This is a genomic window from Neobacillus dielmonensis, assembly GCF_000612665.1.
GTDB classification, from domain to species: domain Bacteria; phylum Bacillota; class Bacilli; order Bacillales; family Cytobacillaceae; genus Neobacillus; species Neobacillus dielmonensis.
In genome coordinates this window covers 1-26,435 of sequence record NZ_HG942026.1, presented here as the reverse complement: position 1 = coordinate 26,435, position 26,435 = coordinate 1, and the positions used below count along the sequence as shown (strand labels likewise).

Here is a 26,435-nt window from a genome sequence, read left to right as displayed (position 1 = left end):
CCCTACTTTTTATGCTTTCGGTCACTCCTCTTTTTATGCTGGTGTTCCCAACGCTTCATTCTTCGCAGTAGTCCATAGGAGACGTGGATTTTTTCTTTTTCTAGTGAAATCCCCGGAGTTAAATACATCCACATGGATTTTGGATAGGCTACAAGCTGGTCTGGGTAAACGCTTCTATGCCCAATCGTAATATAGGCAGTTATGCAAGCCCCGACTAGATAGACCGCTGTTGTGCTCCCGAATAACTCCAAGCCCATAAAGATAGCAGCAATTGGTGTGTTTGAGGCCGCAGCGACCACGGAAGCCATCCCGATTGCGGCCCCCAAAGCTGGATTAATTCCCATCAAATGGGCCAGCACATTGCCGGACAAGGCACCGATGACAAACTGCGGTGTTACGACGCCCCCATAGAATCCCGAACCAAGCGTAATGGCCACAAACAGTGCCTTCCAAAGAAATCCTAATGCCGGCACCTCCTCACCACTTAATGCCCGCTCCATCAGTGGGAGACTTAGTCCCAAATAATCCACTGGCAAAACCAAAATTAGGCCTGACAAAATAAGTCCGCCAATCAAAGGCAGAAACGGCTTGCGAATATGGTACTGTTTTTCGATATATTGAAAAACACTCCGGGCTTGGACAAATAATTCAATAAACAGCCATGAAACTAATCCGCAAACGATCCCAATCAGGATCACCTTGAGGAACAGCACACCTGAAAACTGGGAAGAAAGTTCAATCGGAAAATAACTATAATAGATTCCCCACATTTTACTTACCTGATAGGAGGCAACTCCTGCAATAATGGCGGGGAAGATTACATCATGGCGGAGCCTTCCAATCGTCAATACCTCTATTCCATATATAGCACCAGCAATTGGCGTGCCAAATACACTCGCAAAGCCGGCACTTACCCCGCAAGCAACAAGACGTCTTTGTGTTTCAGCATTTAGATGGAATAGTTGTCCGAATATAGAGGCGAGTGAACCGCCTATATGAGAGCATGGTCCTTCTTTCCCTGCAGACCCGCCAAAACTTAAGGTAATAATAGCAGTGAGAGGCTTGACCCACATCGTTTTGACAGGTAGAATTCCTGCCTGTTCGTGGACTGCTGTGATCGTAGAGTCTTTCATTGCTGAGGCATTCCGATATCCATAAGATAAAATAAGACCGTTTAAAATTCCGCCGATTGGCAATAAAAGCATTTGCAGCCATAACGGAATGGTGGATGTTTGTCCTGTTGAGTAATTTAATACATGTAAAAATAGGCTTGTTCCAGTCCCAACGATGGCTCCCGTTATGGTGGATAAAAACAGCCAGCGAATGAGAGTTGCAATCATCACAAGCGGTTCTATAAAATAGATTCGCGAAAACATACCTATTCACCCCCACCTGAAGATAGCACTATAAGATTATAATGTCTAATTGCCCTCTTTGCAGGCCCTTCCACTCATTCAACTATCTCATGGACGTCAAGTTAAAGATGTTTGCAAATACCGTACGTTTATCGTCATTCTCCCCTATTCGTTTTCATATATAATGACCAATTTGGCAAATTAATTAAATGTTTAATTAACTCTTTCAAATTCAATTAAACATTTAATTAAAAATAAACTTATTTTTATACAAACGATTAATTAACCTCAACAAAGCAGACACAACGGCACCTTAAAGCTTTTAATTAAATGTTTGTTTAACTTTTCTCTACATTAATCAAACGTTTGATTAATCTTTTTTAAATAAATACTTTGAATACCTCATAAATATTTTTTATACTAAGTATAAAAACATCAAATACAATGAGGCATGTTATGAATTTAAATAAATTAGATGCATTTATTTTAGTTGTAGAGAAAGGGAGCTTTTCCGAGTCAGCCGCCGCACTCCACAGCTCACAGCCTGCCATTAGTCTTAAGATTAAGAGTTTAGAAGAAGATTTGGGATTCGAACTCCTTGATCGAGGGGCCTCAGGTATCCATCTCACTCCAGCTGGAGCCCTGGTTTATCAGGCAGCAAAAGAAATGATAAAAACATGGCGGCGACTTGAGGATGACCTTGTTGGTTTTCAGGATACATTAACCGGGAATTTGACCATCGGTGCCAGTACGATTCCAGGTACTTACTTAGTTCCTGCGATGATAAAAAGGTTCCGCGACCGTTTTCCAAAGGTAGATGTATCCATCGAAATCAGTGATTCTGAAGAAACCTTAAAGAAACTTCTCAATCAGCAAATTGATGCAGCAATCGTCGGGATGCAGCCAACCGCTGCAAAGTTAAACAGCCAGAAACTAGCTACTGATTCTTTAGTGTTAATCACTCCAACTCATCATCCGTTACTTGAGACTGGGGACCCAGCTGTTAATGAGCTGCAGCATTATGAGTTTGTTGTAAGAGAAAAAGGTTCTGGCACAAGAAAGAGAATGGAAGAATACTTGGCCGCACATGATTTAGTGCTGGATAATTTGCCCATTAGTTTATCAATTGGAAGCACAGAGGGGGTGATTGCCGCCGTAGAAGCTGGGCTTGGTATCAGCTTTGTATCAAAGCTAGCCGCACAGCCTGCAGTGAATGCAAATCGAGTCCGGGTGATTGAAAAAATCAATCCTATTCAGCGCAGCTTTTACTTTACAGTCCTGAAGGAAACAGAAAACCGTCCCATCATTAAAGAATTGACAAATGTTTTAATTTCACATGAACCTTTAGAGGAGAGGGAAACATGAAAACCAGCAAAACAATGATTCTAACTTATTCGGCAATGGGAATTGCCTTAAATGTCATTTTAGGGACAGTCGTATCATCTCTTAAAATTCCACTTTTATTCCTTGATACCATTGGTACTGTGCTGATTGCCGTAATATTCGGTCCCTGGTGGGGAGCTTTGGCCGGATTATTGACCAATGTCGTACTTGGTATGACAACAGGAGCCTCCGCCATTTTCTTTGGTCTTGTCAACGTGGCAATTGCATTAGTGGTTGGCTATATCGCAAGAAAGTTTGATTTTACCAAATGGTATGTTGCCCTGATTACCGGACTGATTTTATCAGTAGTCGCTCCGCTAATTGGCACGCCAATTGCGGTTGCCGTATATGGCGGTTTGAATGGCAGCGGCATGGATGTCGTGGTTTTATGGCTGCGGGCAGCAGGTGAAAGTGTATTTGCCTCCACGTTTATATCCAGAATTACCGGCAACTTTGTCGATAAGATTATCACCTGCCTGCTTGTCATGTTCATGGTTACCCGTTTGCCCAATTTTTCAAAACTGATAAAGAAGGAAAACCGCCATGCAGCGTAGTAAAAGAATCCTGATTGTCTCCCATTGCATTTTAAACCAGAATACCGTTATTGCTGATGAGGCTAGAGCAGAGGGAGCCATTGTTTCCGCTGTTGAATGGGCAATGAAGCAAGGTTATGGATTGCTGCAGCTTCCTTGTCCGGAGTTTACGTTTCTCGGGTTGAACCGGCCATCCATGACTTATGAGCAATATAATACACCCGAATATCGAAAGCATTGCCGTGAAATACTTCAGCCCGTCCTGTATCAAGCGGAGGATTACCTGAAAAATGATTATGAGATTGCTGGAATTTTAGGCATCCAAAGCAGTCCTTCCTGTGACCCTGTGCGGGGGATTTTTATGGAAGAGCTAACTAGCATGTTTGCTGAAAAAGGGATTACGTTAGAGACACTTTGGTATCTTCCGAATACCAGTGAGCCTGTTTTTAAAAGTGATGAGCATTTCGTCAAATAACCGACTGTACATAAAAAGGCCAGCTCTCAGGCAGGAAGCTGGCTTTTTTTGCGGAACTTCTTATAGAATTGACACAACTTAAGTTTTCGCTTGGATTTTCTCAATCTATTGAAGATCTTGCGGATTTATTGGGTTTTTTACGGATAAAACTGTTTTTCAACAAACTAACTAAACTACATGACTGGGCTACGGCCTCAAATACTTTATTTCAAACCACTCCTAATCTACATGTAAAGCCCCGCCAAGAAAATTCCCAAGGTCTCCTGATAAATTTCATCAAATTGCGAGATCGGAAGAGGATTGGTTCCTGTCCCCAGTTCTACCGTGAATCCCGGCCTGCGCCAATCTTGGATAAACCAATCTTTGTACCCTGCCCAACTTTCTATCGTCTGTTCCGGTATATAACCGCTCACTCGGCTAAACTCATTGACCAACACTTGTGATTGGGGAGGTTCCATATTTTCATAGCCCCAGTAAATGACTTCCCCCTGTGTATGGAAGGCCAGGACCCTTGCAAAATCCCGTCTTCGAGTCAGCTCCGCCATGGCAATCGCCTCCGGCTCCTGTAATGGCTTTTCTCCGCCATAATCCCTTGGCCCGGGCTGTTTTGGGTTGCGGGCACGCTCATCCTCCCATTTGGCCGTGAACTGGTCATTAAGGTCCACCCCACGGATATTGGCCTTCCATCCGGAAAAATCGGTGCTGCCATTATTATATTGGATGACTCTCGTACGCCACGTTTCATTTTCCGGCGGTCCATTTAATACTAGGTTTACTCCATCTGGGTTTACCATTGGAACAGTTGACAATATAGTTTGCTGATACAAATCGGACATCACAATACCACGAATCGGAGTGAAGTTGGTCAGAGCTAACAAATAGTCATTGATAAACGTCATTAAAACAGCTGTCGTAATCCATTCATTTGCGTGGAACGAGGCATTATAATGGACCCGTTTGCTTCCCTTTCCGATTAGGAGCTCTGGAATCTGATTACCAAGCACCGTATTACCGATCGAATTCAATTGCATGAATGGGTAAACGGATTGCAATTGGCGAATATCTTGCATTAGTCGGCTATAATCGTAGTTTTGCCTGCCTTGGACCAACCTCCAAGTAATTCTCAAAGGGGTTTTGATAGATTGGCCGGCGAGAAGCCGGTTAGGGTTTACTCCTGGGTTTACCAACTGGATAGCGTCCGCTGACAACCCCTGTGAACGGGCGATTGAATAGAAGGTATCTCCTGGGTTAATTCGATAATCTTGTGCAACAAATCCAGGCAATCGGATATGCTGGCCGATAGACAACTGATTCGGGTTAATATCCCGATTGGAATCAAGAATAAGCTGCTGATTCATCCGAAATAATTGACTATAATACCATATAGAATCACCAGGTCTAACAATGATCTCCATAAAGTTCCTCCTGATGTTTATCATTTATTACTAATATGTATGCGGCCACTCCAAAATTATCTTTAAACAACACACCTCCAAGAAATTTGCGATCATGTCCCCAAGAAAAAGGCACGAGTGATTCACCCATGCAGTAATTTTTTTCTATTGAGGAATCCTAGAAATGGTCTCTTCCATTACCTTTCCGGGATTTAAAATATAATTCGGGTCCACCAACGATTTAATTCCCTGCATAAGTGCTATGTAGTCCCCATGTTCCTCTCTTAAAAAAGGCTTTTTTCCAATCCCTATTCCATGCTCGCCCGTACAGGTTCCGCCTTTCGCTAAGGCAAACTGAACAATCTGTTTGTGAACCTCCTCAACCCGCTCCATCTCCTCAATATTGGCGGTATCTACCGAAAAGACAGCATGATAATTACCATCCCCAACATGGCCAAATACCACCGCATCGATATGGTATTGGTCGACGACCTGCCTTGTATATTTTAAGGCTTCGACCAAACTGGAAAGCGGGACACAAACATCGGTGACCATATGCCCTTTTCCGGGATTGGCGGCAATGATGGCCAGTGCTGCCTGATGACGTGCCTCCCATAGCTGGGCACGTTTCAAAGAGTCTGTTTCAAATTCGAATGAAATGCAGCCCTCCTCTTTGACGATATCCTCTGCTAATTGAACACTATATTCCACGTCCGGCCTGCTCCCGCTGAATTCTAAAAACAAAGTGGGTTCTACGCGAAATGAAGTTCGCTTATAATCATTAACGGCCATGATCGTTTTTTCATCGACCAATTCGATTTTTCCAATCGGAAGCCCGACTTTTAAGAGCATCGTAGCCGCTTTACCGGCATCTTCAATTGATGAAAATGTCACTTTCACATCCGTGATGCTTTCTGGTATTCCCTGCAGCTTTAAAATAATTTCCGTAAATACCCCCAAGGTTCCTTCCGAGCCGACAAACAATCCTGTCAGATTATACCCTGCTGATGACTTGAATGAAAAGCCTCCCGTACGGATTGTCGAACCATCCGTCAAGACCAGCTCTAAACCCAGCACTTGATTACGCATGACACCATACTTTACGCTGTTGGTACCGCTGGCATTAGTGGCAGCCATGCCTCCGATGGTCGCATCCGCTCCTGGGTCAATCGGAAAAAACAATCCATATTGCTTTAGTGCCTGATTCAATTGGTTTCGGGTAACTCCTGGCTGGACGACCGCAATAAAATCATCCGGACGAACGGAGAGAATCTGGTTCATCAACGTGAAATCCAAGCTGATTCCACCATTGACGGGAATGATTTGTCCCTCTAAACTGGAACCCGCCCCAAACGGCACAATCGGGATTTTATGATGACTTGCATACTTTAGCACCTGGCTAACTTCCTGCTTGGAAACAGGGAATACGACCACATCCGGCAGCACTGGTTCATGGTACGCCATGCCCTTGCTATGCTGCTCTAAAATCGTTTCATTGACGGTTACCCGCTCATTGTCTCCCATTATTTCCAGCAAATCTTTATACAAACTCATGACGTTTATCACCCCTATTGTTTATCATCCATTGATCACTCCTGTCTTCCATAGACACTACCTTTACTTTCCCTCCAGTATGAACAGTTCCGGATTTTCCAGAAGTTCGTGGATGTCTTCCATGAACTGGTTAGCAGGTGCCCCATCGATGACCCGGTGATCAAAGGTGATCGACATGCCCATGACTTCCCCAATGACAATTTGGTCATCCTGGACAATGGGCTTTTTCTTAATACTATGAATTCCCAGGATCGCCACCTCCGGATAGTTGATAATTGGGGTGGCGAACCAGCCGCCTTTACCACCCGTGCTCGATATTGTAAAAGTACTACCGCTGACTTCGTGCGGTTTTAGTTTTCGTTCCCTTGCTCGATTGGATAAATCCTGAATCTCTTGAGCAATTTCAATGATTGACTTTTGATCGGCATCCCTCACGACCGGAACAATTAATCCTTCATCGGTTGCTGTGGCCACCCCTATATGGATCCCTTTTTTCAAAACAATCTCCATTGTCTCGTCATCTACCCTGGCATTGAAAATGGGATGCTGCTTTAGTACTTTTGCCGCTGCCTTCACAAAAAACGGAAGATACGTCAGTTTTACGCCTCTATTTTCCGCATGGGGCTGCAGCTGTTTTTTGAGTTCTACCAGCTTGGTAACGACCATTTCATCCATCCCGCTGCAGTGAATCGCTGTGGATTTGGAAAGCTTCATATTTTCATAGATTTTTTTCCGCAGTCCGCGAATCGGTTGGCGAACTTCCTCCTCCCCCACTTCTAGATGTGGTGGAAGCTGTACCGCTGATAAAGGCGGCGTCAGAGTTGCCACGGCTGCTGCTGCCTCTCTTTCCGACCTAAGAGCGAAGTTCCTGACATCCTCCTCTGTTACCTTGCCAGCTTTGCCAGTGGGCTGTACTTCGGTGATATCAACCCCTAGTTCCCTCGCTAATTTCCGGACCGACGGTGCTGCAATTACTCTTTTTTTGGGCAAAATTCCAATAGAACCAGCCTGGGATCGTGGGTACGATGCCGCTAGGTGTGGCTGTGATGATAAACCGCCAAATCCCTCCTTTGCTGGCAAGCCAACGATACTCGGTTCCTCCCTAACAGTGAACAGAACCTCGCCGACCTTTATCACCTCACCTACTTGCGCCTCCAATGAAACAATCGTCCCTGTAACAGGAGATGAGATTTCCACCACCGCTTTATCCGTTTGCACTTCCACCATGTTTTCATTTTCCTTCACTTGGTCACCTACTCTTTTAAACCAAGTGAGAATTTCTGCTTCGTGCAAGCCTTCCCCAATATCGGGAAAACGAAATTCATAAGCCATATGTTCTGCCACTCCTATTCGAAAATTAATGGGCTAATACTTCCTGGATACTTTGGCTAATACGTTGGGCATTAGGAAGCCAATCGTCTTCCACTGACGGTACTGGGTACGGTGTATCAAAGCCGGTCACTCTCAGGATCGGCGCCGATAAATAGAACAATGCTTTTTCGTTTATCAGTGCGGAGATTTCTGCACCCGGTCCTCCTGTTTTCACTGCTTCGTGAACGATTATGACCCTGCCCGTTTTTTTCGCAGACTCAAGGACGGTGTCTTCATCAATTGGTGAAATCGTCCGTAAATCCACCACTTCAATGGAGATATTTTGCTGCTCCCACTGTTCCGCTACCTGACGAACGAGCGGTACAGTCGGTCCCCAGGTAATAATTGTTAAGTCCTCTCCCTGTTTCACCACATTGGCTTTGCCCAGTTCAATCAGATAGTCATGTTCCGGTACTTCCTGTTTAAATGCACGGTATAGTTTCATCGGTTCGAGAAACAGGACAGGGTCATTCTCACGGATGGCCGCTGTTAACAGCCCCTTTGCATCATACGGGGAACTTGGCATAACTACCTTCAGACCCGGGGAATGCAGAAATAAGCCTTCTAAACTATCAGAATGGAGTTCTGGGGTTTTCACTCCCCCGCCAAATGGAGCGCGAATCACCATTGGCGCGCTAAGCCGGCCACCCGAACGGAACCTCAGCCGGGCTGCCTGTGAGGCCATTTGGTCCATCGCTTCATAAATAAATCCGAAAAATTGGATTTCAGCAACTGGTCGCAAGCCTCTTGCGGCCATTCCCACAGCTGCCCCGACTATTGCCGACTCCGCAATTGGCGTATCGACAACCCGCTCTGGTCCAAAGGCGGCCTGCAAACCATCTGTGGCCCGAAACACGCCGCCGTTTTTCCCAATATCTTCACCAAGAAGAATGATCCGCTCATCCCGTTCCATTTCCTTTTTTAAGGTCAAATTGATGGCCTCAATCATCGTCAACAAGGTCATTTCCATACCTCCTCAGAAGCTAGAGATTGCTGTTGTTCTGCAAGCTGGCTACTCTTTTGTTCATATACCAGATCGAATAATTCCTTTACATTGCTCTTTGGTGTATTCACGGCTTGTTCGAATGCTTCACTAACCGTATGCTCCGCCTTTGCATATTCTTGCTCTTCTAGCGCCTCGTTCCATATTCCCTTTTCAAAAAGGAACAGCTTAATCCTTTTCAATGGGTCTTTCGCAAGCCAGGTTTCCACATCACTGCCATCCCGATATTTGGTGGGATCATCGGCGGTGGTATGTGGACCCTGGCGATAGGTTACAGCTTCTATTAACACAGGTTCTCCTTTACGGGCCCGGTCTAGAGCCTGTTTCATGGTCATATAAACCGCGAGCACATCATTGCCATCCACTTGTACTCCTGCCATCCCATAGGCTAGTGCCTTTTGAACGATTGTTTTACTGCTTGTCTGCTTGCCGACCGGCACACTGATCGCCCACTGGTTGTTCTGGACAAAGAAGACCATGGGCAGCTGATACACCCCTGCAAAGTTCATGGCCTCATGAAAATCCCCTTCAGACGTGCCTCCATCGCCAAGATAGGCGACACTGACGCTGTTTTCCTTTTTGTATTTGCTTGCCCAGGCTCCTCCCACCGCATGGAGACATTGGGCTGCTATAATAATCTGCACCGGAAACACATGGGCCCCCTCGGCATCGCTCCCACTTAAATGGCCCATCGTATAAAGGAAAAAGTTCTTCATCGGAAACCCGTGGACAAAACAGGCTGCCCCTTCGCGGTAGCTAGGATAAATCCAATCCTGGGGCGCTAATGCGGAGGCGCTTCCAATTTGGGCAGCTTCTTGTCCACTCAACGGGGCGTATGTACCAATTCTGCCTTGCCGCTGCAGCTTAAGGGCCCGCTGGTCAAACACCCTGGCCAGGACCATCCATTTGTATAAGCTGACAAGCTCTTCATCAGATACCTCCGGCATGGATCCTATCAGTTTGCCGTTCTCATTCAAAAACTGTATTCTTTCTACCTTCCGTTCATTTGGTTCAATCCACATACAAATCCCCCCATTGCGTTATCCGAACGATTTTTTAAAAAGAAAAAGGAATTAGAGAACATGCCTCCATTCCTTTTACCTGACTCTATTTTACTAACTTAATAAACTCTCTCATAAAGCCCGGCAAGTCTGGCCATGCATGACCGGATACGAGATTGCCTTCGACATGAAGAGGATTTTCAATATAGGTGGCACCGCATGCCTCAACATCAGGTTTGCATGCAATATAAGCCGTCATCTCCCGGCCCTCTAAATATTGACGGACAGCTGTTAAAACCTGAGCGGCATGACAAATGGCCCCTACCGGTTTGCCTGCTTCAAAGAAATGAGCGACAATTTTAGGGACATTTTCGTTTAGCCGTATATACTCCGGAGCTCTTCCTCCAGGAATAATTAATCCATCATACTCTTCAGGGCTAACGTCCTCAAATGCTACCTGTGCTTCAATTAAATAACCTTTTGTTTCCGTATACGTATCCCAGCCAATGAAATCATGGACAACCGTCTGCAGTTTCTTTTTCGATGGTGCAGCAATTTGGACATCAAAGCCCTCTTCTAAACATCGGAAATACGGATAATAAATCTCCAATGCCTCCACCGCGTCCCCCGCAATGATTAACACTTTTTTAGACATATGATATTCCCCCTTTCCAAAATTAGACAACTCCTTTATGAATATATTCGTTTATTCCCTTAATTTTCCTCCATTAAAATGAATTTTTTTGTCATCACTTTCAAATAAGAAGTAATCAATATTTTCCTATGATTATGGGAAAAATTAACGAATGTCCAAGTAAAAAAAGAACGAAGGGGGTTTAAGATGAAGAACAGTAAGACATGGTTTCGATCATTCGTTTCAACTTTGTTTTTTTTGGTGAGTTTTCCAACCTTCTATTGCCCCGAGCAGGCATTAGCCTACAATCAGGCGCATATAAAGTACGGCAGCGAGCCCAAACAAACAATGGATATCTATACACCCGAGGGTGGGGAACAACTAGCCCATCCGGTCCTGATCTACGTACATGGCGGCGGCTGGATGCACGGTGATAAATCCAATGTCTCGGAAAAGCCAACTTTTTTTACCAACAAAGGATATGTCTTCGTATCCGTGAACTATCAATTATCTCCCCGTGTTCCATATACGGATATGGCTAAGGATGTTGCCAACACCATCCACTGGGTCTATCATCGTGCCGACCAGTATAAAATCGACCGGGCAAAAATAAATTTAATGGGACATTCCGCAGGAGGACATTTAGTCACGCTCGTTGGAACCAACCCTTACTATCTGGCTTCTGCTGGCTTGCCCCTCCAAGTAATCAACACCGTGGTTAACCTGGACGGTCCAGTTGATTTAACGGAGTTTATTCCTAGAAACACCACCTATATGGAAGTGTTTGGCGGCAAACAGGAAACTTGGGCGGATGCCTCTCCCATCACCTATGCTGCCAATAAACATTTGCCGTCCATTTTGTTAGTCGGCAAAGACCAAAAAGCCTTCACCACGTTTGCGGAGAAGGCGAGATATGCCGGAAATACGGTAGAACTGTTTTTCAACCATACATTGACACACCGGGAGATTACGAAATTACTCGGCGCCGGGAGTGATAATGCTGAAGCCATTAATATGACGAATGCAGTAGCTGGATTTTTAGACAAGAATAATTCATGGTAATCCCTGCCCTCCTTAAGAAGGCAGGATTTTTTATTGTTTCCGTAATTTATTTAGTTTTACGAGGTATGCCAAATAAGGTAAGCCGGAAAAGATTAAAACAATGAAGCAAATTAACCCTAAAACCATGCTGACGATTCCAAGAATTTTCGGAAGCATGCCACTTAGAAAAAAGAACACCAAAGTGGCGATAAGAAAAGGAACAGCCCATTTGCCCATTTGCCTTTTTTCACGCTCGTATTTTTCCATCAGGGTTTCTTTATCAGAGTAAATCGGTGTGGTACCTGCAGGGGCGCTAAAGATATGAATCTCGTTTCCCTGTGAACAGATATGGGCCCAGCCGGCGGCTTCAAAAAGGGAAAAATACTCTTCATCTACATCCTTATGATAGTCCACACAATAGATTAGATTTTGAGGAGTTCCTTTTATCAGTTTATAGCCCAACGGAGCAAAGCCTGCCAATATCCACCCCTCCTTAGCATAGTCACTGAGCTTTTTCATGTCCTGTTCTTCGGTAAAAGCTAAACCCCCACTTGGAACGTATTTTGTTTCTCCCATTCTTACAGCACCCCTTTACTTTTAAAGATTTGTTCTGCATGCTGAACCATTATCCGTCTGCGCTCCACTTCTTTTTTTAAAAGCTCCATTCCCTTGTCAGTAGCTATATATGTTTTTCTTTTTTCATCCTCATCAGCACATAGCTGAATCAATTCGGAGGATAATAATTTTTTGATTGTCGTGTACATTGAGGCGGGGCCAATCGTGAACTGGTGGTCGGTCAGGTCTTCGATAAATTTCATAATCAGGTATCCATGTTTTGCTTCCACTAATGATAAAAGAATGTAATATGCGGTGTCCGTTAGTTCACCCATCTCTAAAGAATCATTTCTTGGCAACTTGTAACCCCCTTTTTATTTCATTTAATGATATATCATTAAATATAATATATCATCAATTGATATGTATATCAATAAATGATATATAAAATTTTTCAAAAAAATAACCGTGTATCCCACGGTTTCTTTCGTTAATCATCGTTACTTTTCAGTTTTTTATTTTGATCATAATTTTACTAACAACAACAAGGTGCCCCCCACAATCAAGACTAATCCTGCTGTCGATTTTTTTGAAAGTTTTTCTTTTAAAAAGAGATAGGCAAACAATACGGTCAACAGAATGCTCAATTTATCAATCGGCACAACAATGCTTGCCTGGCCATCCTGCAGTGCACGGTAATAAAACATCCACGACAAACCTGTAGCAAGCCCGGATAAAATAAGATATAGCCAGCTCTTTTTGTCTATTTTCCCAATTCCCTTTTGCTTCTTGGTGGCAAAGACAATCAACCATGCCATGACTAAAACGACAATCGTCCGGATTGCTGTCCCGAGATTAGACTCCACATCCTCTATTCCAATCTTGCCGAGTATGGAAGTTAACGCGGCAAAGACCGCTGATAACACCGCAAACAGGAGCCAGCTTCCTGCTTTGATATCTTTTTTCTCGATTTTTTTCTTTTCAATCATCAGATATGTACCTATAGCAATTCCAATCATACCGACCAGCTTTCCCTCCGTCAGTGGCTCTTGCAAAAAGATAAACGCCAGGATCATCGATAGAACGGTGCTCGATTTATCAATTGGGACGACTTTATTGACATTTCCTAGCTGCAATGCTTTGAAATAACAGATCCAAGAGAGCCCAGTTGTTGCCCCCGAAAGAATCAGAAACACTAAACTTTTCGTACTTATAGCTGTGATTGTTGTTTGAGAACCAACAATAAAGACAATCACCCAGGCAAAAATAACGACCACAATGGTCCGAAGTGCCGTAGCCAGATTGGAATCGATATCTTTAATCCCGATTTTCGCCAGAATGGACATAATTCCAGCAAATAAAGCCGATAAAAATGCATATAAGACCCACATAATGGTTTTCCCTTCCACTCACCTAATTATTTCGAAACAACTATTATTATTTGTTGTAGTTAAAAATAAAATAATATCCACACCCCAGAATATCCTAAGTTCCTATGATTTAACAGACTATTCTTGCAAAATGTTTCCCGTGAAACAGTATATCATCATAATAAAACGGGGAATTTATAACCGACGCTTATTATCCTATTTAAAGAGGGCTGCTATGAATTACATTTGGGAAGCAGTGACTATTTTATTTACCGGGTTTTGTTTGCTGCGTATTGCAGGCAAAAAGACGGTTGCAGAAATGTCCGGTCTGGAAATCATCACCGTGTTGGCCATTGCCTCCACTACCGGTCATGCCATTTCCGAAACGGGGTTAGTAAAAACGATTTTGTCCCTTTGTGCCTTGGTACTATTTCAAATACTGATTCAGTTTTTAACCATTAAATTTACAAGTATTGAAAGACTATTTATCGGCAAAGAAACACCCGTGATTAAGGATGGAAAGGTTATAACAGAAAATTTAAAAAAACTGCGGATGACCTTCATGCAGTTGGAAGCTCGTTTACGGGAAAAAGGAATCTCCTCCGCCTCCGATGTGAAATATGCTTCCATTGAAAGCACCGGCCAGCTTGGATATGAATTGATGAAGCACAGGAAACCTGTCACACAGGAAGATTTAGATAAACGACTAGAACAGCTGATTTTAACACTCCAGCAGTCAAGCCTTCCTCCCCATCAACCTGCTCCCAGCAGTGGAACAAATCACGAGGAGCAATCAAACAATCATACAATTCACTAGTTTACATCGCTCCAGGCTAGGAACAAGAACATTTAACAAATCATACTTTGATAATAAAATGACCTTTTCTAATTCGTGATTCGGGGGCTAAGCATGAAAAAAGTGATTCATAACCTGGTGATCAGTGGAATTACAGTCAATTCCATTGATACCGTATCTGGCATTTTTGTGGGTATTAATCATGCAAATAATTGGACCACACACCGAAAAAATAATTATGGTTTTGGTTCTTTGTCAAATTCACAAGTCTCTCAAAATGTTGGTTTAGTGATTGATAATGACATCATTGACACCCCCATTGAAAATCATGTTGTAACGAACGTGGATGGACTGCAGGATATACAGAACATTGACGTTAAAGAAATTAATGTCAATTCACTCGATACAAATGCTGCTGTTTCAGTAGGAGAAAATTTATTAAATGGGTGGAGCGCACATAGCAAACGCAATCAGGGAACGGGTAGGGCTGCTGGCATCAGCCAACATAGCAACAATACAAACATATTGATAGACAATGATATCATTGACTCTCCGATAAATGATTTTCTGGATTAGAGGTGAAATTTGTGGCGTTACCTTTATCAATAGGGGCCATCAACATTAATTCGCAAAATACAAACGCGGCAGTATCCGTGGGAGAAAACCAGCTTTCCGGGTGGTCATCCCATCGCAAAACAAACAATGGATTTGGTATTCAGGTGGGGCTGTTCACAAATAATTTAAATTACACCCTTATTATGGACAGTGATGTGATTGACGGACAAATGAATGATCAGGACGTTATTCCTGCTGGTCAAGGTCAGGCTCTTTAAGCAAGTATAAGGAGAGCCTGATTTTTTTATATTGCTTTTTAGCATGACCACTATAAAAAGCACATAAGGTTTAATATAACGCGCAAATTGGTAAGGAGGTTTTTATCCGTGGTAAAACCTCAATTTCAGCCTCATGTCAAAGAAATGTTAGGTGAAGATTTCTCCCAATTATTATACGAGCTTGCCCCTTTTGTAGAGCCGAGGATGGATATAACGGAATCAAATCAGCACTTTACAATTTATATGGAATTACTAGGAGCAATTACTGAAGATTTCTCGATAAAATGGACCAATCACACCCTCATAATCGAAGGAGTTATTCCAAAGATTCAGCTTGAGAATGGAAGAGTAATCAGCTCCGAACGATTTTACGGACCTTTCCGCAGAATGATCTCTATTCCGAAAGAGTGTAATATGGACCAGACTGATGCTGTTTATAATCGGGGAATATTGGTCATAACCATACCTTTTTATCAAAACGAAGACAGCTTGGGGGATTGAGGATGACAATGATTAAATTTGGTTCATTAACCATTTCCAACATTCAAAACGCTTCTGGATTATTTGTAGGTACCAACCTTCAATCAGGACGGAAAAGCCACACAGTAATAAACGAGGGGTTTGGAACGATTAAAGGAAAGAAAAATAATATCAAGGGTAATGCAGGAGTCATGAAGAAACGCTCTTAAAAAGGGATGGAATTTGATGGACCAAGACCATGTATTAAAGAAAATCGATCAGTTGTTCCAGAAAATCAGCCATCTTGAAAAATCCATCCAAGAAAAAGGCAATCCACCCGTCATTGTAAAAATGGAGGTTAAGGACCTTCATTTACAACAATTGAACCTTGAGGAGCTTGCCTTCCACCTTGATAAACTTGATATTAAAGAGCTAAGCGGAATGTTGAACCTTGGAAATACCTTTTCTCCAACTGTTCATCGTAGACCCTCGCCGAAAACAAGGCCTTCCCAGGAGAAGCCAGTTCAACAATATAGAAAAGATATTCAAATTAAAGTCAATGGGAAGCTAGTGCCTTATACTAAAAATAGTGAAAGGTTGTGAGAGATTGAAACGTTTTTCCCCATCCTTTTTTATTGGGTCAATCTCCATCGGAACCGTTGAAGGTGCATCTTGTGTCAATCTAGGAAACAATCTTCCCAGCGGGTTTGTTAATTATAAAAAACAAAACCAAGGTTTTGGCTCTATTTCCGGTGACAACAACGATATCCACGAGATTTTAGCAACAATTGAAGAAGATGCAATAAACGATACCTTTCATTATGATGGATTCAATCAACCAGAAAGTGACCCTATCATGGAAGAGATAAAAAAGGAAATGGCAGACTCGGAACTTCATATTCAAGAGCAGCCAGTTGATGAAATGAATGGTAACCAATAGAAGAAGAACTTACTCGCCCAGGCTAATCGGGCGATTTTTTTCATTATAAGGGTAGTCAGAATAGCTTAGTTTGTTGATTTAATTCACATTTCTCCACTTTTAATCAAACGTTTATTTAAAACTCCCTCTGTTTTTAATTAAACGTTTGTTTAATAAAAAAAGAGCCGAAATACGTACTCACGGTACGACTCTCGGCTCTCTTTATATCAATATTTTACTCAACGGTTACTGACTTCGCAAGATTACGTGGTTTGTCAACGTCGCAGTCGCGGTGCAGAGCTGCGTAGTAAGCCAGTAGTTGTAACGGTATGACAGAGATAAGTGGTGTTAATAAATCATGTACTTCCGGAATAACAAAGCTGTCTTCATCCATATTAAGTCCTTCCATGGAGATAATACATGGATTTGCTCCGCGGGAAACAACTTCCTTCACATTGCCGCGGATACTTAGATTGACACTTTCCTGAGTGGCCAACGCAATGACTGGCGTTCCTTCTTCAATCAATGCAATAGTTCCATGCTTTAATTCTCCGCCAGCAAAGCCCTCTGCTTGAATATAAGAAATCTCTTTCAGCTTCAGTGCACCTTCTAAGCCAACGTAGAAGTCAATCCCCCGGCCGATAAAGAAAGCGTTGCGGGTAACCGATAGGAATTCCCTAGCCATTACCTCAATCATTTCTTTAGAATCACAAAGAACTTCCATTGCGTTTGCAACCAAACCAAGCTCATGAGTTAAATCGAAGTTAACCTCCAGGCCGCGGCTTTTTGCCGTTACTTCCGCCAAAATGGCTAGAACAGCTAATTGAGCTGTATAAGCTTTGGTTGAAGCGACTGCAATTTCTGGACCTGCATAGAGCAGTAGTGTATGGTCTGCCTCACGTGAAAGCGTAGAACCCGGTACATTCGTAATCGTTAAGGCAGGATAACCCATTTCCTTTACTTGGACTAACACAGCACGGCTGTCGGCTGTTTCCCCACTCTGGGAAATGAAGATAAACAATGGCTTCTCCGACAACAGCGGCATATTGTAGCCAAATTCGCTGGAGATATGAACCTCAACCGGGACCTTAGCCACTTTTTCAATGAATTGCTTCCCAACAAGTCCTGCATGGTAAGATGTACCCGCCGCAATAATGTAAATTCGATCGGAGTTTTTAACGGCATCAATAATATCCGCATCAATTTCAAGCTGTCCCTGCTCATTTTGATAGGCTTGAATGATTTTTCGAAGAACTGCAGGCTGTTCATCAATTTCTTTTAGCATATAATGCGGATAGGTTCCCTTTTCAATGTCGCTCGCATCCAATTCAGCTGTAAACGGAGCACGGCTGATCGCCACACCGTCAAGAGTTTGGATTGTCACTTCATTCTTGGTAACAATGACAATTTCTTTATCCATTAATTCTACAAATTGATTCGTTACCTGAAGCATCGCCATTGCATCACTTGCTACAACATTGAAACTGTCCCCGACACCAACTAATAGCGGGCTCTTGTTTTTAGCTACATAAATTGTCTCGTTATCTTCTGCATCCAATAAAGCAAGGGCATAAGAACCATGGAGCAGCTTTAAGGTTTTACGGAAAGCTTCCAGTGTACTTAATCCTTCACGGGCAAATTTCTCAACCAACTGAACGATGACCTCTGTATCCGTCTCACTTTGGAAGTGAACATCCGCTAAATATTCTCGCTTTAATAGGTCGTAATTTTCGATTACACCGTTATGAACCAAGGTAAAGCGGCCAGATTCACTTTGGTGTGGATGGGAATTCACTTTACTTGGCACACCGTGTGTTGCCCAGCGAGTATGGCCAATTCCGGCCTCTGCGAATACATTTTCATCAACGATGCCGCGTAATTCAGCAATACGGCCTTTAGCTTTAAAAACATGGACACCGTCCTCATTTTTCACAGCAATCCCTGCTGAATCGTACCCTCTATATTCCAGCTTTTCTAAACCTTTTAATAAAATCTCTTTCGAGTCATTGTTTCCAATATATCCAACAATTCCGCACATATTTTTTCTTTTCCTCCCTGACGACAGGGGGCAAGAAGCATGGAGGCAGACTTGCCCCCTTATCTCTGTTTTAGGTATCTGTCTATACCTGTTTAGCATTATTTGTAGTATACGCATTTCCTTCCCTTTGTCCACAAAGTTGCCTCTGTGTTTTAAAGAAGAAATTTTCGGATGTGCGTGCAGCCGGGAGGTATCCGCCGAATACTTCGATAATCCTCCTCCTCGTCAACTAATCAACTCTCTCCTGTGATTAGTTCGGGCGCTATAATTATAAAATTTGTCCTTGCCCTCCTTTCAAACCTGAAAATTAGTCAAGCCACTTTAAAAATTAAAGCAAATTAATACTACCTGAAAAGGAAGGGGTCCGTCAATAAAAATCTTATAGATTTACTATTTTTTCCAAACTAAATAAATCTACAAAATAAAATATGCATGAGGGATGGTTTATGTTCCCTCATGCATATAGATCAATTTCTTATTCTTCTTTTAGTCCCATTTCAGCTTCTACTACGGCAACAATACGGTTCACATAGGATTCACAGAGTTCCTCAGTAGGTGCCTCCGCCATAACGCGGACAAGTGGTTCTGTTCCTGAAGGACGGACGAGAATTCGGCCATTCCCAGCCATTTCTGCTTCTACCTGGTCAATGATCTCTTTTACCTTTGCATTATCAGTAACATGATGTTTATCGGTAACTCTTACATTCACTAGTCTTTGTGGAAATTTTTGCATTTCCCCAGCTAGTTCCGACAAAGGCTTCTTGGTCATTTTCATGATGTTTACCAATTGCAAGCCCGTTAATAAGCCATCACCCGTTGTGTTGTAATCCAAGAAAATGATATGACCAGATTGCTCACCGCCGAGATTGTAGCCCTTTTGCTTCATTTCTTCCACCACGTAACGGTCGCCAACTGCTGTTGGTACACTTTGAATTTGGTGACTTTCAAGTGCCTTGTAGAACCCGAGATTGCTCATGACAGTCGATACAACAGTATTATGCTTTAGGCGTCCTGTCTCCTTCATATACTTACCACAAATATAAAGAATGTGGTCCCCATCCACAATATTCCCGTTCTCGTCAATCGCAATCAATCTGTCTCCATCGCCATCAAAGGCAAGGCCTACATCAGCACCCTTTTCTTTAACCAATTCAGCCAACGTCTCTGGATGCGTGGAACCAACCCCTGCATTGATGTTTAATCCATTTGGTGCTGCACCCATAGTTGACAAGTCGGCATCCAAATCGGCAAATAAATGTGGAGCTAACGATGAGGTAGCACCATGTGCACAGTCTAAGGCGATATGGATGCCGGAGAAGTCCTCATCAACAGTGTTTTTCAAGTATTGCAGATATTTTTGACCACCTTCAAAATAATCCATAACTAAGCCAAGGTCAGCACCCGTTGGACGTGGCAGCTGATCCTCCGGCATATCCATCAACTTCTCAATTTCCAATTCCTGTTCATCTGATAATTTAAATCCGTCCGGTCCAAAAAACTTAATTCCATTATCAGCTACTGGATTGTGAGAAGCCGAAATCATAACTCCCGCCTGAGCTCCTAACGCTTTTGTTAAAAATGCAACACCCGGTGTTGAAATGACCCCAAGACGCATGACCTCAGCACCGATAGAAAGAAGACCCGCAACAAGTGCACCTTCCAGCATATGCCCAGATATCCTTGTATCCCGTCCTATTAAAACTTTTGGACGAGGTTTATCTTCTGTTAAAACAAATCCGCCAAATCGGCCAAGTTTAAAGGCAAGTTCAGGTGTCAGCTCGCTATTTGCCACTCCACGCACACCATCGGTACCGAAATATTTACCCATTTTAAAATCCGCTCCTTCAATATGTTATCTAGATATTATGCATTATTTGTAATTGTCACTTTTGCGGTTGATTGATCAGGTGTCCAAGTGATATTTGAAGGTCCATCCACCTGAATATTGACTTCTTGGCTTCCCTCTTTGAGATTCGTTAAATCGATAAACGCCTGAAAATCACCTGGTCCTAATGCCGACAACACTGCACTCGGACCGCTGACTGTCAGATTGATCTGTTGGTTAGCAGGTTCGTTAATAACTGCTTTATACTGTGTGTTTAATCCTTTAATACTTACTGAGACACCAGAGATAGTTTTCTGATCTTGCTTTGTTACGGTAACCGTAGCTTTTACAAGCTGAGGTGTCACCTTGGTTATTCCGTTTGAAATGATCACTGGCAGCTCCAATGTCGTATTATCGGTTATTTTGCTAAGGTCAACTTCCACCCTGACACTTTCAGTATTTTTTAATACGTCTTCATTGCCGTAGATAACAGCCTCTTTCGTATCAATCTTGATATCGTCAATGGTAACCCCTGATGGCGGTGTTCCTTTTCTGACAATATTAATAGGTACTGTTTTGGCATTTTGCTTAATCGGTATGGTCACTTTCACTGAAGCAGGTTCAACCGAGACATCCAGTTTATTTAAGTCTTTGTCTAATACTTGGATGTTTGCCTCTGCAGTGGTCGTGTCTTTTAGTTTGTTAGCTGCATCAATGACCGCCTTGACATAAGCAATCCGGTCCATTTCACTTTTAGGACCTGTAATTTTTACTTTCTTAGGGTCAAGGACTGGTTGTCCCACCGAATAGCCTTCTTCAATTTGATTCTCATTATATTGTGCTTCTACGTTGTATTGCTTCGAAATTTTTTCTTGAACTGTCACTGACACAGTTGTCGGTTTAATTGTCGCTTTTAATTTATCGGATAAATCTTTAATCTGTATCTTAGCTTGTTGTCTGCCTATCTTGGCACCTGTTAAATTCACATATACTTCAAAATTCCGTAATGCCTTGGCGGACTGGACAAGAGCGTTTGGCCCCTTTAACGTCACATCAACGGTAGTAGGGATCCCTGACACTACCAGGTTTTCTGTATCATAATAAACCTTTACCGAGACGTCCTCAACCACTGCTGATGATTTTCCGTCGGGCACATTGACGTCCTGATTTCCTTGATTTTGCACAGATGAATATAATAATACAGCCAATAATAAGGCGAGAATTTTGATAAACCAGGGATTATCCATCAATTTATCCATTATTTTTCCCCCTCCAGTTCCATCGGGCTGAAGAAGCTTGCTTTGTTTTAGCAGAGTCTACTAGTTCATTTGTCAGCAGTGCTCTAAACTCTTCTGCTTTTAAGTCTCTATGCAATTCTCCGTTTTTGGTTAACGATATACTGCCTGTTTCCTCTGAAACCACAACCGTTATACTATCAGTTACTTCACTAATTCCTAATGCAGCCCGATGGCGCGTACCCAACTCTTTTGAGATAAACGGGCTTTCGGATAATGGAAGGTAACAGGCAGCGGCTGCTATCGTATTTTTTTGAAGAATGACGGCCCCATCGTGCAGTGGCGTATTCGGAATGAAAATATTAATCAAAAGCTCGGAAGATATTTTTGAATTTAACGGAATCCCCGTTTCGATGTAATCATTCATACCCGTTTCCCGCTCTATGGAGATTAATGCTCCAATTCGGCGCTTTGCCATGTAGTCGGCTGCTTTGATGATCGCCTCCACGGCTTTCTCTGGATCATCATCCCCCTGATTGGCGCTTCTTGAGAAAAACTTGCCACGCCCGAGCTGCTCAAGAGCTCTTCTCAACTCCGGCTGGAAGATGATAATGATGGCCAGAAATCCATACGTTATTACTTGTTCCATAATCCAGCTTAGTGTTCTAAGCCCGAAGAAGTCACTGACGACCTTGACAATCAGGATGACAAAAATCCCTTTTAATAATTGTACGGCCTTTGTACCTCTAATAATATTGATTAACTTGTAAATGACATACCAGACAACGGCAATATCCACAATACTCGCTATAAAATCCCAAAATGTCCAATCGGCAAACGGCATGGTTTTTCCTCCGTAATTTTGCTTTAAAAACACATGTACAAACAACTCATATATTATACCATAAAACAATCTAGTCCTTATTATATGTTACACTTAAAAAAAACAAATCACCCTAAAATGAGTGATTTGTTTTTTATTCAGAATCTAAAACATGAACAACCTTTTTCGTTGTCGTTTTCATGTGATACCACATCCAGTCAAAGACCTCGTTAACTTCTTCAATATCGCCTGTTACATGACCTGCAGATGCTAGATATTTTTTCCCGTGGATGACGGTCGCATCCCCTTGGATTTCACCTTCAATTTTCAAATCACCATTGCGAACAATCACGTCACCCTTCACTACTTTCCCTTTAGGCACAATGACTGTATTATCCTTTACAACCAAATTCTTTTGTTTGGAAACTGAAAACTCCTGATCCTGGTTCCACGTTGATACTAGACTCCCTAGCATTAACGCGACGAATACGGAGGCTGCCGACAGAATCGGATGGGATTTCAACAATCGTCCGATCCAGATTTTTTTCTTCTCCTTTGGCAATTTGGCTAAGACCTGCGCTGTAAAATCAGCGGGGGCTTGCATATGAGAAATACTTTGAACGAAGGCAACCGTCTTTTTTAACTCATTGAAAATGGTTTGACACTCTTTACAGCTTTGGAGGTGTTCTCTGAGGATTTGCTCCTTTTTTGGGTCTAATTCATCGTCCAAGTAGTCATGCATTAGTTCGATTATTTGGTCTGGACACATTGGATTATTCACCTCTTAATTAAACGTACCGTAATTGTTGTCTCAGCGCTTCTCTGCCACGGTGAATTCTGGTCTTGACCGTTCCTAATGGCAGGTCGAGTATTTCACTGATTTCATTCAACGACAAATCTTCGATATATTTTAATACAATCGCCGATCGGTATTTTTCAGGTAATTTTAATATTTCGTTTTGAACCGTTTCTTGAAGCTCTAAGCTTTCCACTTCCGTTTCCGGAAGCGGGGTGTTCGATGGTATTTGCGAATACATCGTTAAGCCTTCTGTCCCTGCCACTTCTGCATCCAAATAATAATCTGGTTTCTTTTTGCGCAGCCGGTCAATGCAAAGATTTGTGGCAATTCGATAGAGCCAAGTAGAAAATTTCAGATCCTGGTTAAACGATTCAATATTCACGAACGCCCGAATAAAGGCTTCCTGTGCAAGATCTTCTGCTTCGTGACGATTACCAAGCATTCTGAAGCATAGCTGAAATATGCTGTTCTTATATAATTCGACAATATCACCAAAGGCGTCATGATCACCTTTCATGACTTGTTTAATTCTCTTTTTTACTATTTGTTCCATTAAGTTACCTCAGCTCCAATGCTGCTATCGATAATACGAATCGTTAGCAAAAAAGTTTCGCCATTGACGAAAAAAGTTCCTCATACCTATAATTTTAACAAAATATTACTAAAAATTGCTAAAAAGATTTATTTGGCTGCTGAAACTATAGTATGAACATGAAGCCAACTTGCCTTATTGCCCTTTACTGCTATGGCCTGTGGGATTTACTAGGTACTTCCTAATTACTCATTTCAATTAAAAAACGCAGGACTGGCTTTTAACAAAGTGTCCTGCGTTTTAAAATCGTTTTATTATGATATCATTCTCACATTCTAGTTATCGGTAGATTATAACAGTTTTTCTCCAAATAATGACCCCATTAACCCTACCGCGATAGCTGCGGTTTTGTTTCTCTCGTCCAGTATAGGGTTGACTTCCACAAATTCTGCAGATGTGATGATTTTTGCTTCCTCCAGCATTTCCATGGCTAGATGGCTTTCACGGTAGCTTATTCCTCCCATTACAGGTGTTCCAACCCCCGGAGCCTCGCTTGGATCCAATCCATCTAGATCGAGCGATAAATGAACACCATCGGTCCTGTCTTTCAAATAGGCAATTGTCTCTTCCATCACCTTCGTCATGCCCAGCCTATCAATCTCATGCATGGTGTACACCTTTATACCTTTTTCCCTAATCAGTTCCTTTTCCCCTTCATCTAATGCCCTTGCACCAATAATAACTACATTCTCTGGTTTAACCTTAGGTGAGTAGCCGCTGATTTCTGTCAATAAGGGATGTCCCCAGCCAAGGCTTACTGCAAGCGGCATCCCATGGATATTACCGGAAGGGCTCGTTTCAGCTGTATTTAAATCACCATGTGCATCATACCAAATGACCCCAAGGTTTTTATAATGTTTGGCTACCCCCGCCAAAGTACCAATGGCAATACTATGATCTCCTCCAAGGACCAAGGGAAATGCACCAGATTGAATCACTTCATCGACCTTGTGGGCCAGTAATCCACCTTTTTCAGCCACTAGATTTAGATTTCTGAGATTGGATGCATGATCGATTACGACTTCTGGCCTGCCGATCGGAATGTCACCTAAATCCGCCACATCTGAAAAAAGCGGTTTCAATTTCTCGTTGATACCAGCATATCGCATAGCACTTGGCCCCATGTCTACACCGCGCCGCATCTGACCCAAATCCATCGGCATACCAATAATGGAAAGCTTTTTGTCCATCACTAACCCCTCCCTATATGGTATATTTTAACGGCATTTACAGAAATGACTCAACTCAGCAAAATAATGTATATAAATGCGCATCCTGTGTGCCTGCTTGCAGCTGCGTTAACTATCTCGGGTGAAACCAGGGAATGTAATTATATCAGCAAGCATTCATATTCTTTGCATAAATCCTTCTTATGGCATACAAAAAAGCACAAGAGCCTAATAACTCTTGTGCTTTTTTGCATTTATTTTTTATGAGCCATGAAGGACTCGAACCTTCGACCCTCTGATTAAAAGTCAGATGCTCTACCAACTGAGCTAATGGCTCTAATGGCTGGGCTAGCAGGATTCGAACCTACGAATGACGGAGTCAAAGTCCGTTGCCTTACCGCTTGGCTATAGCCCAATCATATTACATTTATTATCTTGTCCAATTACAAGAAAAATATAAGTGGTGGAGGGGGACGGATTCGAACCGCCGAACCCTGAGGGAGCGGATTTACAGTCCGCCGCGTTTAGCCACTTCGCTACCCCTCCAAAGAAAATGCCGGCTAGAGGACTTGAACCCCCAACCTACTGATTACAAGTCAGTTGCTCTACCAATTGAGCTAAACCGGCAACTATGGTGGAGGATGACGGGTTCGAACCGCCGACCCTCTGCTTGTAAGGCAGATGCTCTCCCGGCTGAGCTAATCCTCCAAAAAATGGTGACCCCTACGGGATTCGAACCCGTGTTACCGCCGTGAAAGGGCGGTGTCTTAACCGCTTGACCAAGGGGCCTTTAAACTATTTAGTAAATTAAATAAGCTCCCAAGCGGGCTCGAACCGCTGACCTCTTCCTTACCATGGAAGTGCTCTACCTACTGAGCTATGGAAGCACAACTTATAACCCTAAACAGAAAAATGGCTCCGCAGGTAGGATTCGAACCTACGACCGATCGGTTAACAGCCGATAGCTCTACCACTGAGCTACTGCGGAATAATATAGTAAAATTAATATTTAATTATCAGCCTGGCAGCGTCCTACTCTCACAGGGGCTTTCGCCCCAACTACCATCGGCGCTGAGAAGCTTAACTTCCGTGTTCGGTATGGGAACGGGTGTGACCTTCTCGCCATCACCGCCAGACTAATTACTGACACTAATATATTATAGTGTGTTTTTAATATTTTTCAATAGGAAATTTTAAAAAATCATCATTCCCTCAAAACTAGATAATCAGAAGAAACTTTCTTATACACGAGTTCGCCTTCGCTTTTCTATTTGGTTA

The 26,435-nt window shown here is 42.7% G+C and carries 28 protein-coding genes, 8 tRNA genes and 1 rRNA gene; 11 read left to right on the top strand and 26 right to left on the bottom strand.

Going from position 1 to position 26,435, the window contains the following annotated elements; all coding sequences use genetic code 11:
* Positions 1-2: 2 nt before the first annotated feature.
* Positions 3-1,376, bottom strand: a complete 1,374-nt coding sequence (locus BN2425_RS01765) for a chloride channel protein (RefSeq protein ID WP_216628793.1) — start codon at positions 1,374-1,376, stop codon at positions 3-5.
* A 435-nt stretch (positions 1,377-1,811) separates the two neighbouring features.
* Here BN2425_RS01765 and BN2425_RS01760 point away from each other — a divergent pair, with 435 nt between their 5' ends.
* From BN2425_RS01760 to BN2425_RS01750, 3 genes are read left to right on the top strand one after another with little or no spacing between them, the layout of a single operon-like run.
* Entirely contained in the window at positions 1,812-2,720 is a 909-nt protein-coding gene (locus BN2425_RS01760) for a selenium metabolism-associated LysR family transcriptional regulator (RefSeq protein ID WP_052352746.1), read from the top strand.
* Positions 2,717-3,292, top strand: coding sequence for a CD3073 family putative ECF transporter S component (locus BN2425_RS01755; protein WP_042454407.1), 576 nt, complete (start codon positions 2,717-2,719; stop codon positions 3,290-3,292). Before BN2425_RS01760 ends, BN2425_RS01755 begins: the two co-directional genes overlap by 4 nt.
* Positions 3,282-3,746, top strand: coding sequence for a CD3072 family TudS-related putative desulfidase (locus BN2425_RS01750; RefSeq protein WP_042454405.1), 465 nt, complete (start codon positions 3,282-3,284; stop codon positions 3,744-3,746). The genes BN2425_RS01755 and BN2425_RS01750 overlap by 11 nt, the downstream gene beginning before the upstream one ends.
* Before the next feature lie 224 nt (positions 3,747-3,970).
* On the opposite strand, the gene BN2425_RS01745 is transcribed toward BN2425_RS01750, so the two are convergent.
* The 6 genes from BN2425_RS01745 to BN2425_RS01720 all read right to left on the bottom strand — a co-directional run bounded on the left by BN2425_RS01745 (position 3,971) and on the right by BN2425_RS01720 (position 10,724).
* On the bottom strand, positions 3,971-5,161 hold the full coding sequence (locus BN2425_RS01745; RefSeq protein ID WP_042454404.1) for a M14 family metallopeptidase: 1,191 nt from the start codon (positions 5,159-5,161) through the stop codon (positions 3,971-3,973).
* Between the two features lie 144 nt (positions 5,162-5,305).
* Complete coding sequence (locus BN2425_RS01740; protein ID WP_042454402.1) at positions 5,306-6,694, bottom strand: FAD-binding oxidoreductase; 1,389 nt, start codon at positions 6,692-6,694, stop codon at positions 5,306-5,308.
* Positions 6,695-6,757: 63 nt separating this feature from the next.
* Positions 6,758-8,026, bottom strand: coding sequence for a dihydrolipoamide acetyltransferase family protein (locus BN2425_RS01735; protein WP_042454401.1), 1,269 nt, complete (start codon positions 8,024-8,026; stop codon positions 6,758-6,760).
* Between the two features lie 25 nt (positions 8,027-8,051).
* Positions 8,052-9,029, bottom strand: a complete 978-nt coding sequence (locus BN2425_RS01730) for an alpha-ketoacid dehydrogenase subunit beta (RefSeq protein ID WP_042454399.1) — start codon at positions 9,027-9,029, stop codon at positions 8,052-8,054.
* On the bottom strand, positions 9,026-10,090 hold the full coding sequence (gene pdhA / locus BN2425_RS01725; RefSeq protein WP_042454398.1) for a pyruvate dehydrogenase (acetyl-transferring) E1 component subunit alpha: 1,065 nt from the start codon (positions 10,088-10,090) through the stop codon (positions 9,026-9,028). The genes BN2425_RS01730 and pdhA overlap by 4 nt, the downstream gene beginning before the upstream one ends.
* 85 nt (positions 10,091-10,175) lie before the next feature.
* The gene (locus BN2425_RS01720; RefSeq protein WP_042454396.1) at positions 10,176-10,724 is read right to left on the bottom strand and encodes a DJ-1/PfpI family protein; all 549 of its coding nucleotides are present in this window, start codon (positions 10,722-10,724) and stop codon (positions 10,176-10,178) included.
* A gap of 186 nt (positions 10,725-10,910) precedes the next feature.
* Here BN2425_RS01720 and BN2425_RS01715 point away from each other — a divergent pair, with 186 nt between their 5' ends.
* Positions 10,911-11,765 (top strand): alpha/beta hydrolase, encoded by an 855-nt coding sequence (locus BN2425_RS01715; RefSeq protein WP_052352745.1) that lies wholly within the window; start codon positions 10,911-10,913, stop codon positions 11,763-11,765.
* A gap of 30 nt (positions 11,766-11,795) precedes the next feature.
* Here the strand turns inward: BN2425_RS01715 and BN2425_RS01710 are convergent, their stop codons facing one another.
* The 3 genes from BN2425_RS01710 to BN2425_RS01700 form a co-directional block, all read right to left on the bottom strand.
* Entirely contained in the window at positions 11,796-12,320 is a 525-nt protein-coding gene (locus BN2425_RS01710; protein ID WP_042454394.1) for a DUF2812 domain-containing protein, read from the bottom strand.
* Between the two features lie 2 nt (positions 12,321-12,322).
* Complete coding sequence (locus BN2425_RS01705) at positions 12,323-12,658, bottom strand: PadR family transcriptional regulator (RefSeq protein WP_042454392.1); 336 nt, start codon at positions 12,656-12,658, stop codon at positions 12,323-12,325.
* A 165-nt stretch (positions 12,659-12,823) separates the two neighbouring features.
* On the bottom strand, positions 12,824-13,690 hold the full coding sequence (locus BN2425_RS01700) for an EamA family transporter (RefSeq protein ID WP_042454391.1): 867 nt from the start codon (positions 13,688-13,690) through the stop codon (positions 12,824-12,826).
* 214 nt (positions 13,691-13,904) lie between these two features.
* On the opposite strand from BN2425_RS01700, the gene BN2425_RS01695 reads away from it, so the two are divergent.
* The 7 genes from BN2425_RS01695 (at position 13,905) to BN2425_RS01665 (ending at position 16,697) form a co-directional block, all read left to right on the top strand.
* Positions 13,905-14,486, top strand: coding sequence for a DUF421 domain-containing protein (locus BN2425_RS01695; RefSeq protein WP_042454388.1), 582 nt, complete (start codon positions 13,905-13,907; stop codon positions 14,484-14,486).
* Positions 14,487-14,579: 93 nt separating this feature from the next.
* Positions 14,580-15,041 (top strand): hypothetical protein, encoded by a 462-nt coding sequence (locus BN2425_RS22210; protein WP_052352744.1) that lies wholly within the window; start codon positions 14,580-14,582, stop codon positions 15,039-15,041.
* An 11-nt stretch (positions 15,042-15,052) separates the two neighbouring features.
* Positions 15,053-15,298 (top strand): hypothetical protein, encoded by a 246-nt coding sequence (locus tag BN2425_RS01685; RefSeq protein ID WP_042454386.1) that lies wholly within the window; start codon positions 15,053-15,055, stop codon positions 15,296-15,298.
* Positions 15,299-15,406: 108 nt separating this feature from the next.
* A complete protein-coding gene (locus BN2425_RS01680; RefSeq protein WP_042454384.1) occupies positions 15,407-15,799 on the top strand; it encodes an Hsp20/alpha crystallin family protein in 393 nt (130 codons plus the stop codon).
* Between the two features lie 2 nt (positions 15,800-15,801).
* Complete coding sequence (locus BN2425_RS01675; RefSeq protein ID WP_042454382.1) at positions 15,802-15,987, top strand: hypothetical protein; 186 nt, start codon at positions 15,802-15,804, stop codon at positions 15,985-15,987.
* Positions 15,988-16,003: 16 nt separating this feature from the next.
* Positions 16,004-16,360 carry a hypothetical protein gene (locus BN2425_RS01670; RefSeq protein ID WP_052352743.1) on the top strand — a complete coding sequence of 119 codons (357 nt, stop codon included), beginning with the start codon at positions 16,004-16,006 and terminating at the stop codon, positions 16,358-16,360.
* A gap of 4 nt (positions 16,361-16,364) precedes the next feature.
* The gene (locus tag BN2425_RS01665) at positions 16,365-16,697 is read left to right on the top strand and encodes a hypothetical protein (protein ID WP_235714552.1); all 333 of its coding nucleotides are present in this window, start codon (positions 16,365-16,367) and stop codon (positions 16,695-16,697) included.
* Positions 16,698-16,911: 214 nt separating this feature from the next.
* Here the strand turns inward: BN2425_RS01665 and glmS are convergent, their stop codons facing one another.
* The 16 genes from glmS to rrf form a co-directional block, all read right to left on the bottom strand.
* Positions 16,912-18,714, bottom strand: a complete 1,803-nt coding sequence (gene glmS, locus BN2425_RS01660; RefSeq protein ID WP_042454379.1) for a glutamine--fructose-6-phosphate transaminase (isomerizing) — start codon at positions 18,712-18,714, stop codon at positions 16,912-16,914.
* A 475-nt stretch (positions 18,715-19,189) separates the two neighbouring features.
* On the bottom strand, positions 19,190-20,542 hold the full coding sequence (gene glmM, locus BN2425_RS01655) for a phosphoglucosamine mutase (protein ID WP_042454377.1): 1,353 nt from the start codon (positions 20,540-20,542) through the stop codon (positions 19,190-19,192).
* Positions 20,543-20,577: 35 nt separating this feature from the next.
* Positions 20,578-21,798: a CdaR family protein gene (locus tag BN2425_RS01650; protein ID WP_042454375.1), complete on the bottom strand. Its 1,221-nt coding sequence runs from the start codon at positions 21,796-21,798 to the stop codon at positions 20,578-20,580.
* On the bottom strand, positions 21,791-22,618 hold the full coding sequence (gene cdaA, locus BN2425_RS01645; protein WP_042454372.1) for a diadenylate cyclase CdaA: 828 nt from the start codon (positions 22,616-22,618) through the stop codon (positions 21,791-21,793). The genes BN2425_RS01650 and cdaA overlap by 8 nt, the downstream gene beginning before the upstream one ends.
* A gap of 133 nt (positions 22,619-22,751) precedes the next feature.
* Positions 22,752-23,366, bottom strand: coding sequence for an anti-sigma factor family protein (locus BN2425_RS01640; protein WP_042454370.1), 615 nt, complete (start codon positions 23,364-23,366; stop codon positions 22,752-22,754).
* 19 nt (positions 23,367-23,385) lie between these two features.
* Complete coding sequence (sigW, locus tag BN2425_RS01635) at positions 23,386-23,949, bottom strand: RNA polymerase sigma factor SigW (RefSeq protein ID WP_042454368.1); 564 nt, start codon at positions 23,947-23,949, stop codon at positions 23,386-23,388.
* A 329-nt stretch (positions 23,950-24,278) separates the two neighbouring features.
* Positions 24,279-25,178 carry an arginase gene (gene rocF, locus BN2425_RS01630; protein WP_042454366.1) on the bottom strand — a complete coding sequence of 300 codons (900 nt, stop codon included), beginning with the start codon at positions 25,176-25,178 and terminating at the stop codon, positions 24,279-24,281.
* A gap of 243 nt (positions 25,179-25,421) precedes the next feature.
* A tRNA-Lys gene (locus BN2425_RS01625) sits at positions 25,422-25,494 on the bottom strand.
* A 3-nt stretch (positions 25,495-25,497) separates the two neighbouring features.
* Positions 25,498-25,572 (bottom strand) — tRNA-Gln (locus BN2425_RS01620).
* Between the two features lie 46 nt (positions 25,573-25,618).
* Positions 25,619-25,703: transfer RNA gene (locus tag BN2425_RS01615), tRNA-Tyr, on the bottom strand.
* 8 nt (positions 25,704-25,711) lie between these two features.
* Positions 25,712-25,784: transfer RNA gene (locus tag BN2425_RS01610), tRNA-Thr, on the bottom strand.
* Between the two features lie 5 nt (positions 25,785-25,789).
* A tRNA-Val gene (locus tag BN2425_RS01605) sits at positions 25,790-25,865 on the bottom strand.
* Between the two features lie 6 nt (positions 25,866-25,871).
* Positions 25,872-25,946, bottom strand: a tRNA-Glu gene (locus BN2425_RS01600).
* A gap of 25 nt (positions 25,947-25,971) precedes the next feature.
* Positions 25,972-26,044: transfer RNA gene (locus BN2425_RS01595), tRNA-Thr, on the bottom strand.
* Positions 26,045-26,070: 26 nt separating this feature from the next.
* A tRNA-Asn gene (locus BN2425_RS01590) sits at positions 26,071-26,145 on the bottom strand.
* Positions 26,146-26,176: 31 nt separating this feature from the next.
* Positions 26,177-26,293: ribosomal RNA gene (gene rrf, locus BN2425_RS01585) — 5S ribosomal RNA — on the bottom strand.
* Positions 26,294-26,435 lie beyond the last annotated feature (142 nt).

Bases quoted from the DNA above. Each gene is read 5' to 3' on its own strand.
- BN2425_RS01755 (WP_042454407.1), top strand. From the start codon at position 2,717: ATGAAAACCAGCAAAACAATGATTCTAACTTATTCGGCAATGGGAATT.
- BN2425_RS22210 (WP_052352744.1), top strand. From the start codon at position 14,580: ATGAAAAAAGTGATTCATAACCTGGTGATCAGTGGAATTACAGTCAAT.
- BN2425_RS01760 (WP_052352746.1), top strand. From the start codon at position 1,812: ATGAATTTAAATAAATTAGATGCATTTATTTTAGTTGTAGAGAAAGGG.
- sigW (WP_042454368.1), bottom strand. From the start codon at position 23,949: ATGGAACAAATAGTAAAAAAGAGAATTAAACAAGTCATGAAAGGTGAT.
- rocF (WP_042454366.1), bottom strand. From the start codon at position 25,178: ATGGACAAAAAGCTTTCCATTATTGGTATGCCGATGGATTTGGGTCAG.
- BN2425_RS01750 (WP_042454405.1), top strand. From the start codon at position 3,282: ATGCAGCGTAGTAAAAGAATCCTGATTGTCTCCCATTGCATTTTAAAC.
- BN2425_RS01730 (WP_042454399.1), bottom strand. From the start codon at position 9,029: ATGACCTTGTTGACGATGATTGAGGCCATCAATTTGACCTTAAAAAAG.
- BN2425_RS01675 (WP_042454382.1), top strand. From the start codon at position 15,802: ATGACAATGATTAAATTTGGTTCATTAACCATTTCCAACATTCAAAAC.
- BN2425_RS01670 (WP_052352743.1), top strand. From the start codon at position 16,004: ATGGACCAAGACCATGTATTAAAGAAAATCGATCAGTTGTTCCAGAAA.
- BN2425_RS01745 (WP_042454404.1), bottom strand. From the start codon at position 5,161: ATGGAGATCATTGTTAGACCTGGTGATTCTATATGGTATTATAGTCAA.
- BN2425_RS01700 (WP_042454391.1), bottom strand. From the start codon at position 13,690: ATGTGGGTCTTATATGCATTTTTATCGGCTTTATTTGCTGGAATTATG.
- BN2425_RS01710 (WP_042454394.1), bottom strand. From the start codon at position 12,320: ATGGGAGAAACAAAATACGTTCCAAGTGGGGGTTTAGCTTTTACCGAA.
- BN2425_RS01765 (WP_216628793.1), bottom strand. From the start codon at position 1,376: ATGTTTTCGCGAATCTATTTTATAGAACCGCTTGTGATGATTGCAACT.
- pdhA (WP_042454398.1), bottom strand. From the start codon at position 10,090: ATGTGGATTGAACCAAATGAACGGAAGGTAGAAAGAATACAGTTTTTG.
- glmS (WP_042454379.1), bottom strand. From the start codon at position 18,714: ATGTGCGGAATTGTTGGATATATTGGAAACAATGACTCGAAAGAGATT.
- BN2425_RS01695 (WP_042454388.1), top strand. From the start codon at position 13,905: ATGAATTACATTTGGGAAGCAGTGACTATTTTATTTACCGGGTTTTGT.
- BN2425_RS01720 (WP_042454396.1), bottom strand. From the start codon at position 10,724: ATGTCTAAAAAAGTGTTAATCATTGCGGGGGACGCGGTGGAGGCATTG.
- BN2425_RS01735 (WP_042454401.1), bottom strand. From the start codon at position 8,026: ATGGCTTATGAATTTCGTTTTCCCGATATTGGGGAAGGCTTGCACGAA.
- BN2425_RS01715 (WP_052352745.1), top strand. From the start codon at position 10,911: ATGAAGAACAGTAAGACATGGTTTCGATCATTCGTTTCAACTTTGTTT.
- BN2425_RS01650 (WP_042454375.1), bottom strand. From the start codon at position 21,798: ATGGATAAATTGATGGATAATCCCTGGTTTATCAAAATTCTCGCCTTA.
- BN2425_RS01640 (WP_042454370.1), bottom strand. From the start codon at position 23,366: ATGTGTCCAGACCAAATAATCGAACTAATGCATGACTACTTGGACGAT.
- cdaA (WP_042454372.1), bottom strand. From the start codon at position 22,618: ATGCCGTTTGCCGATTGGACATTTTGGGATTTTATAGCGAGTATTGTG.
- glmM (WP_042454377.1), bottom strand. From the start codon at position 20,542: ATGGGTAAATATTTCGGTACCGATGGTGTGCGTGGAGTGGCAAATAGC.
- BN2425_RS01740 (WP_042454402.1), bottom strand. From the start codon at position 6,694: ATGAGTTTGTATAAAGATTTGCTGGAAATAATGGGAGACAATGAGCGG.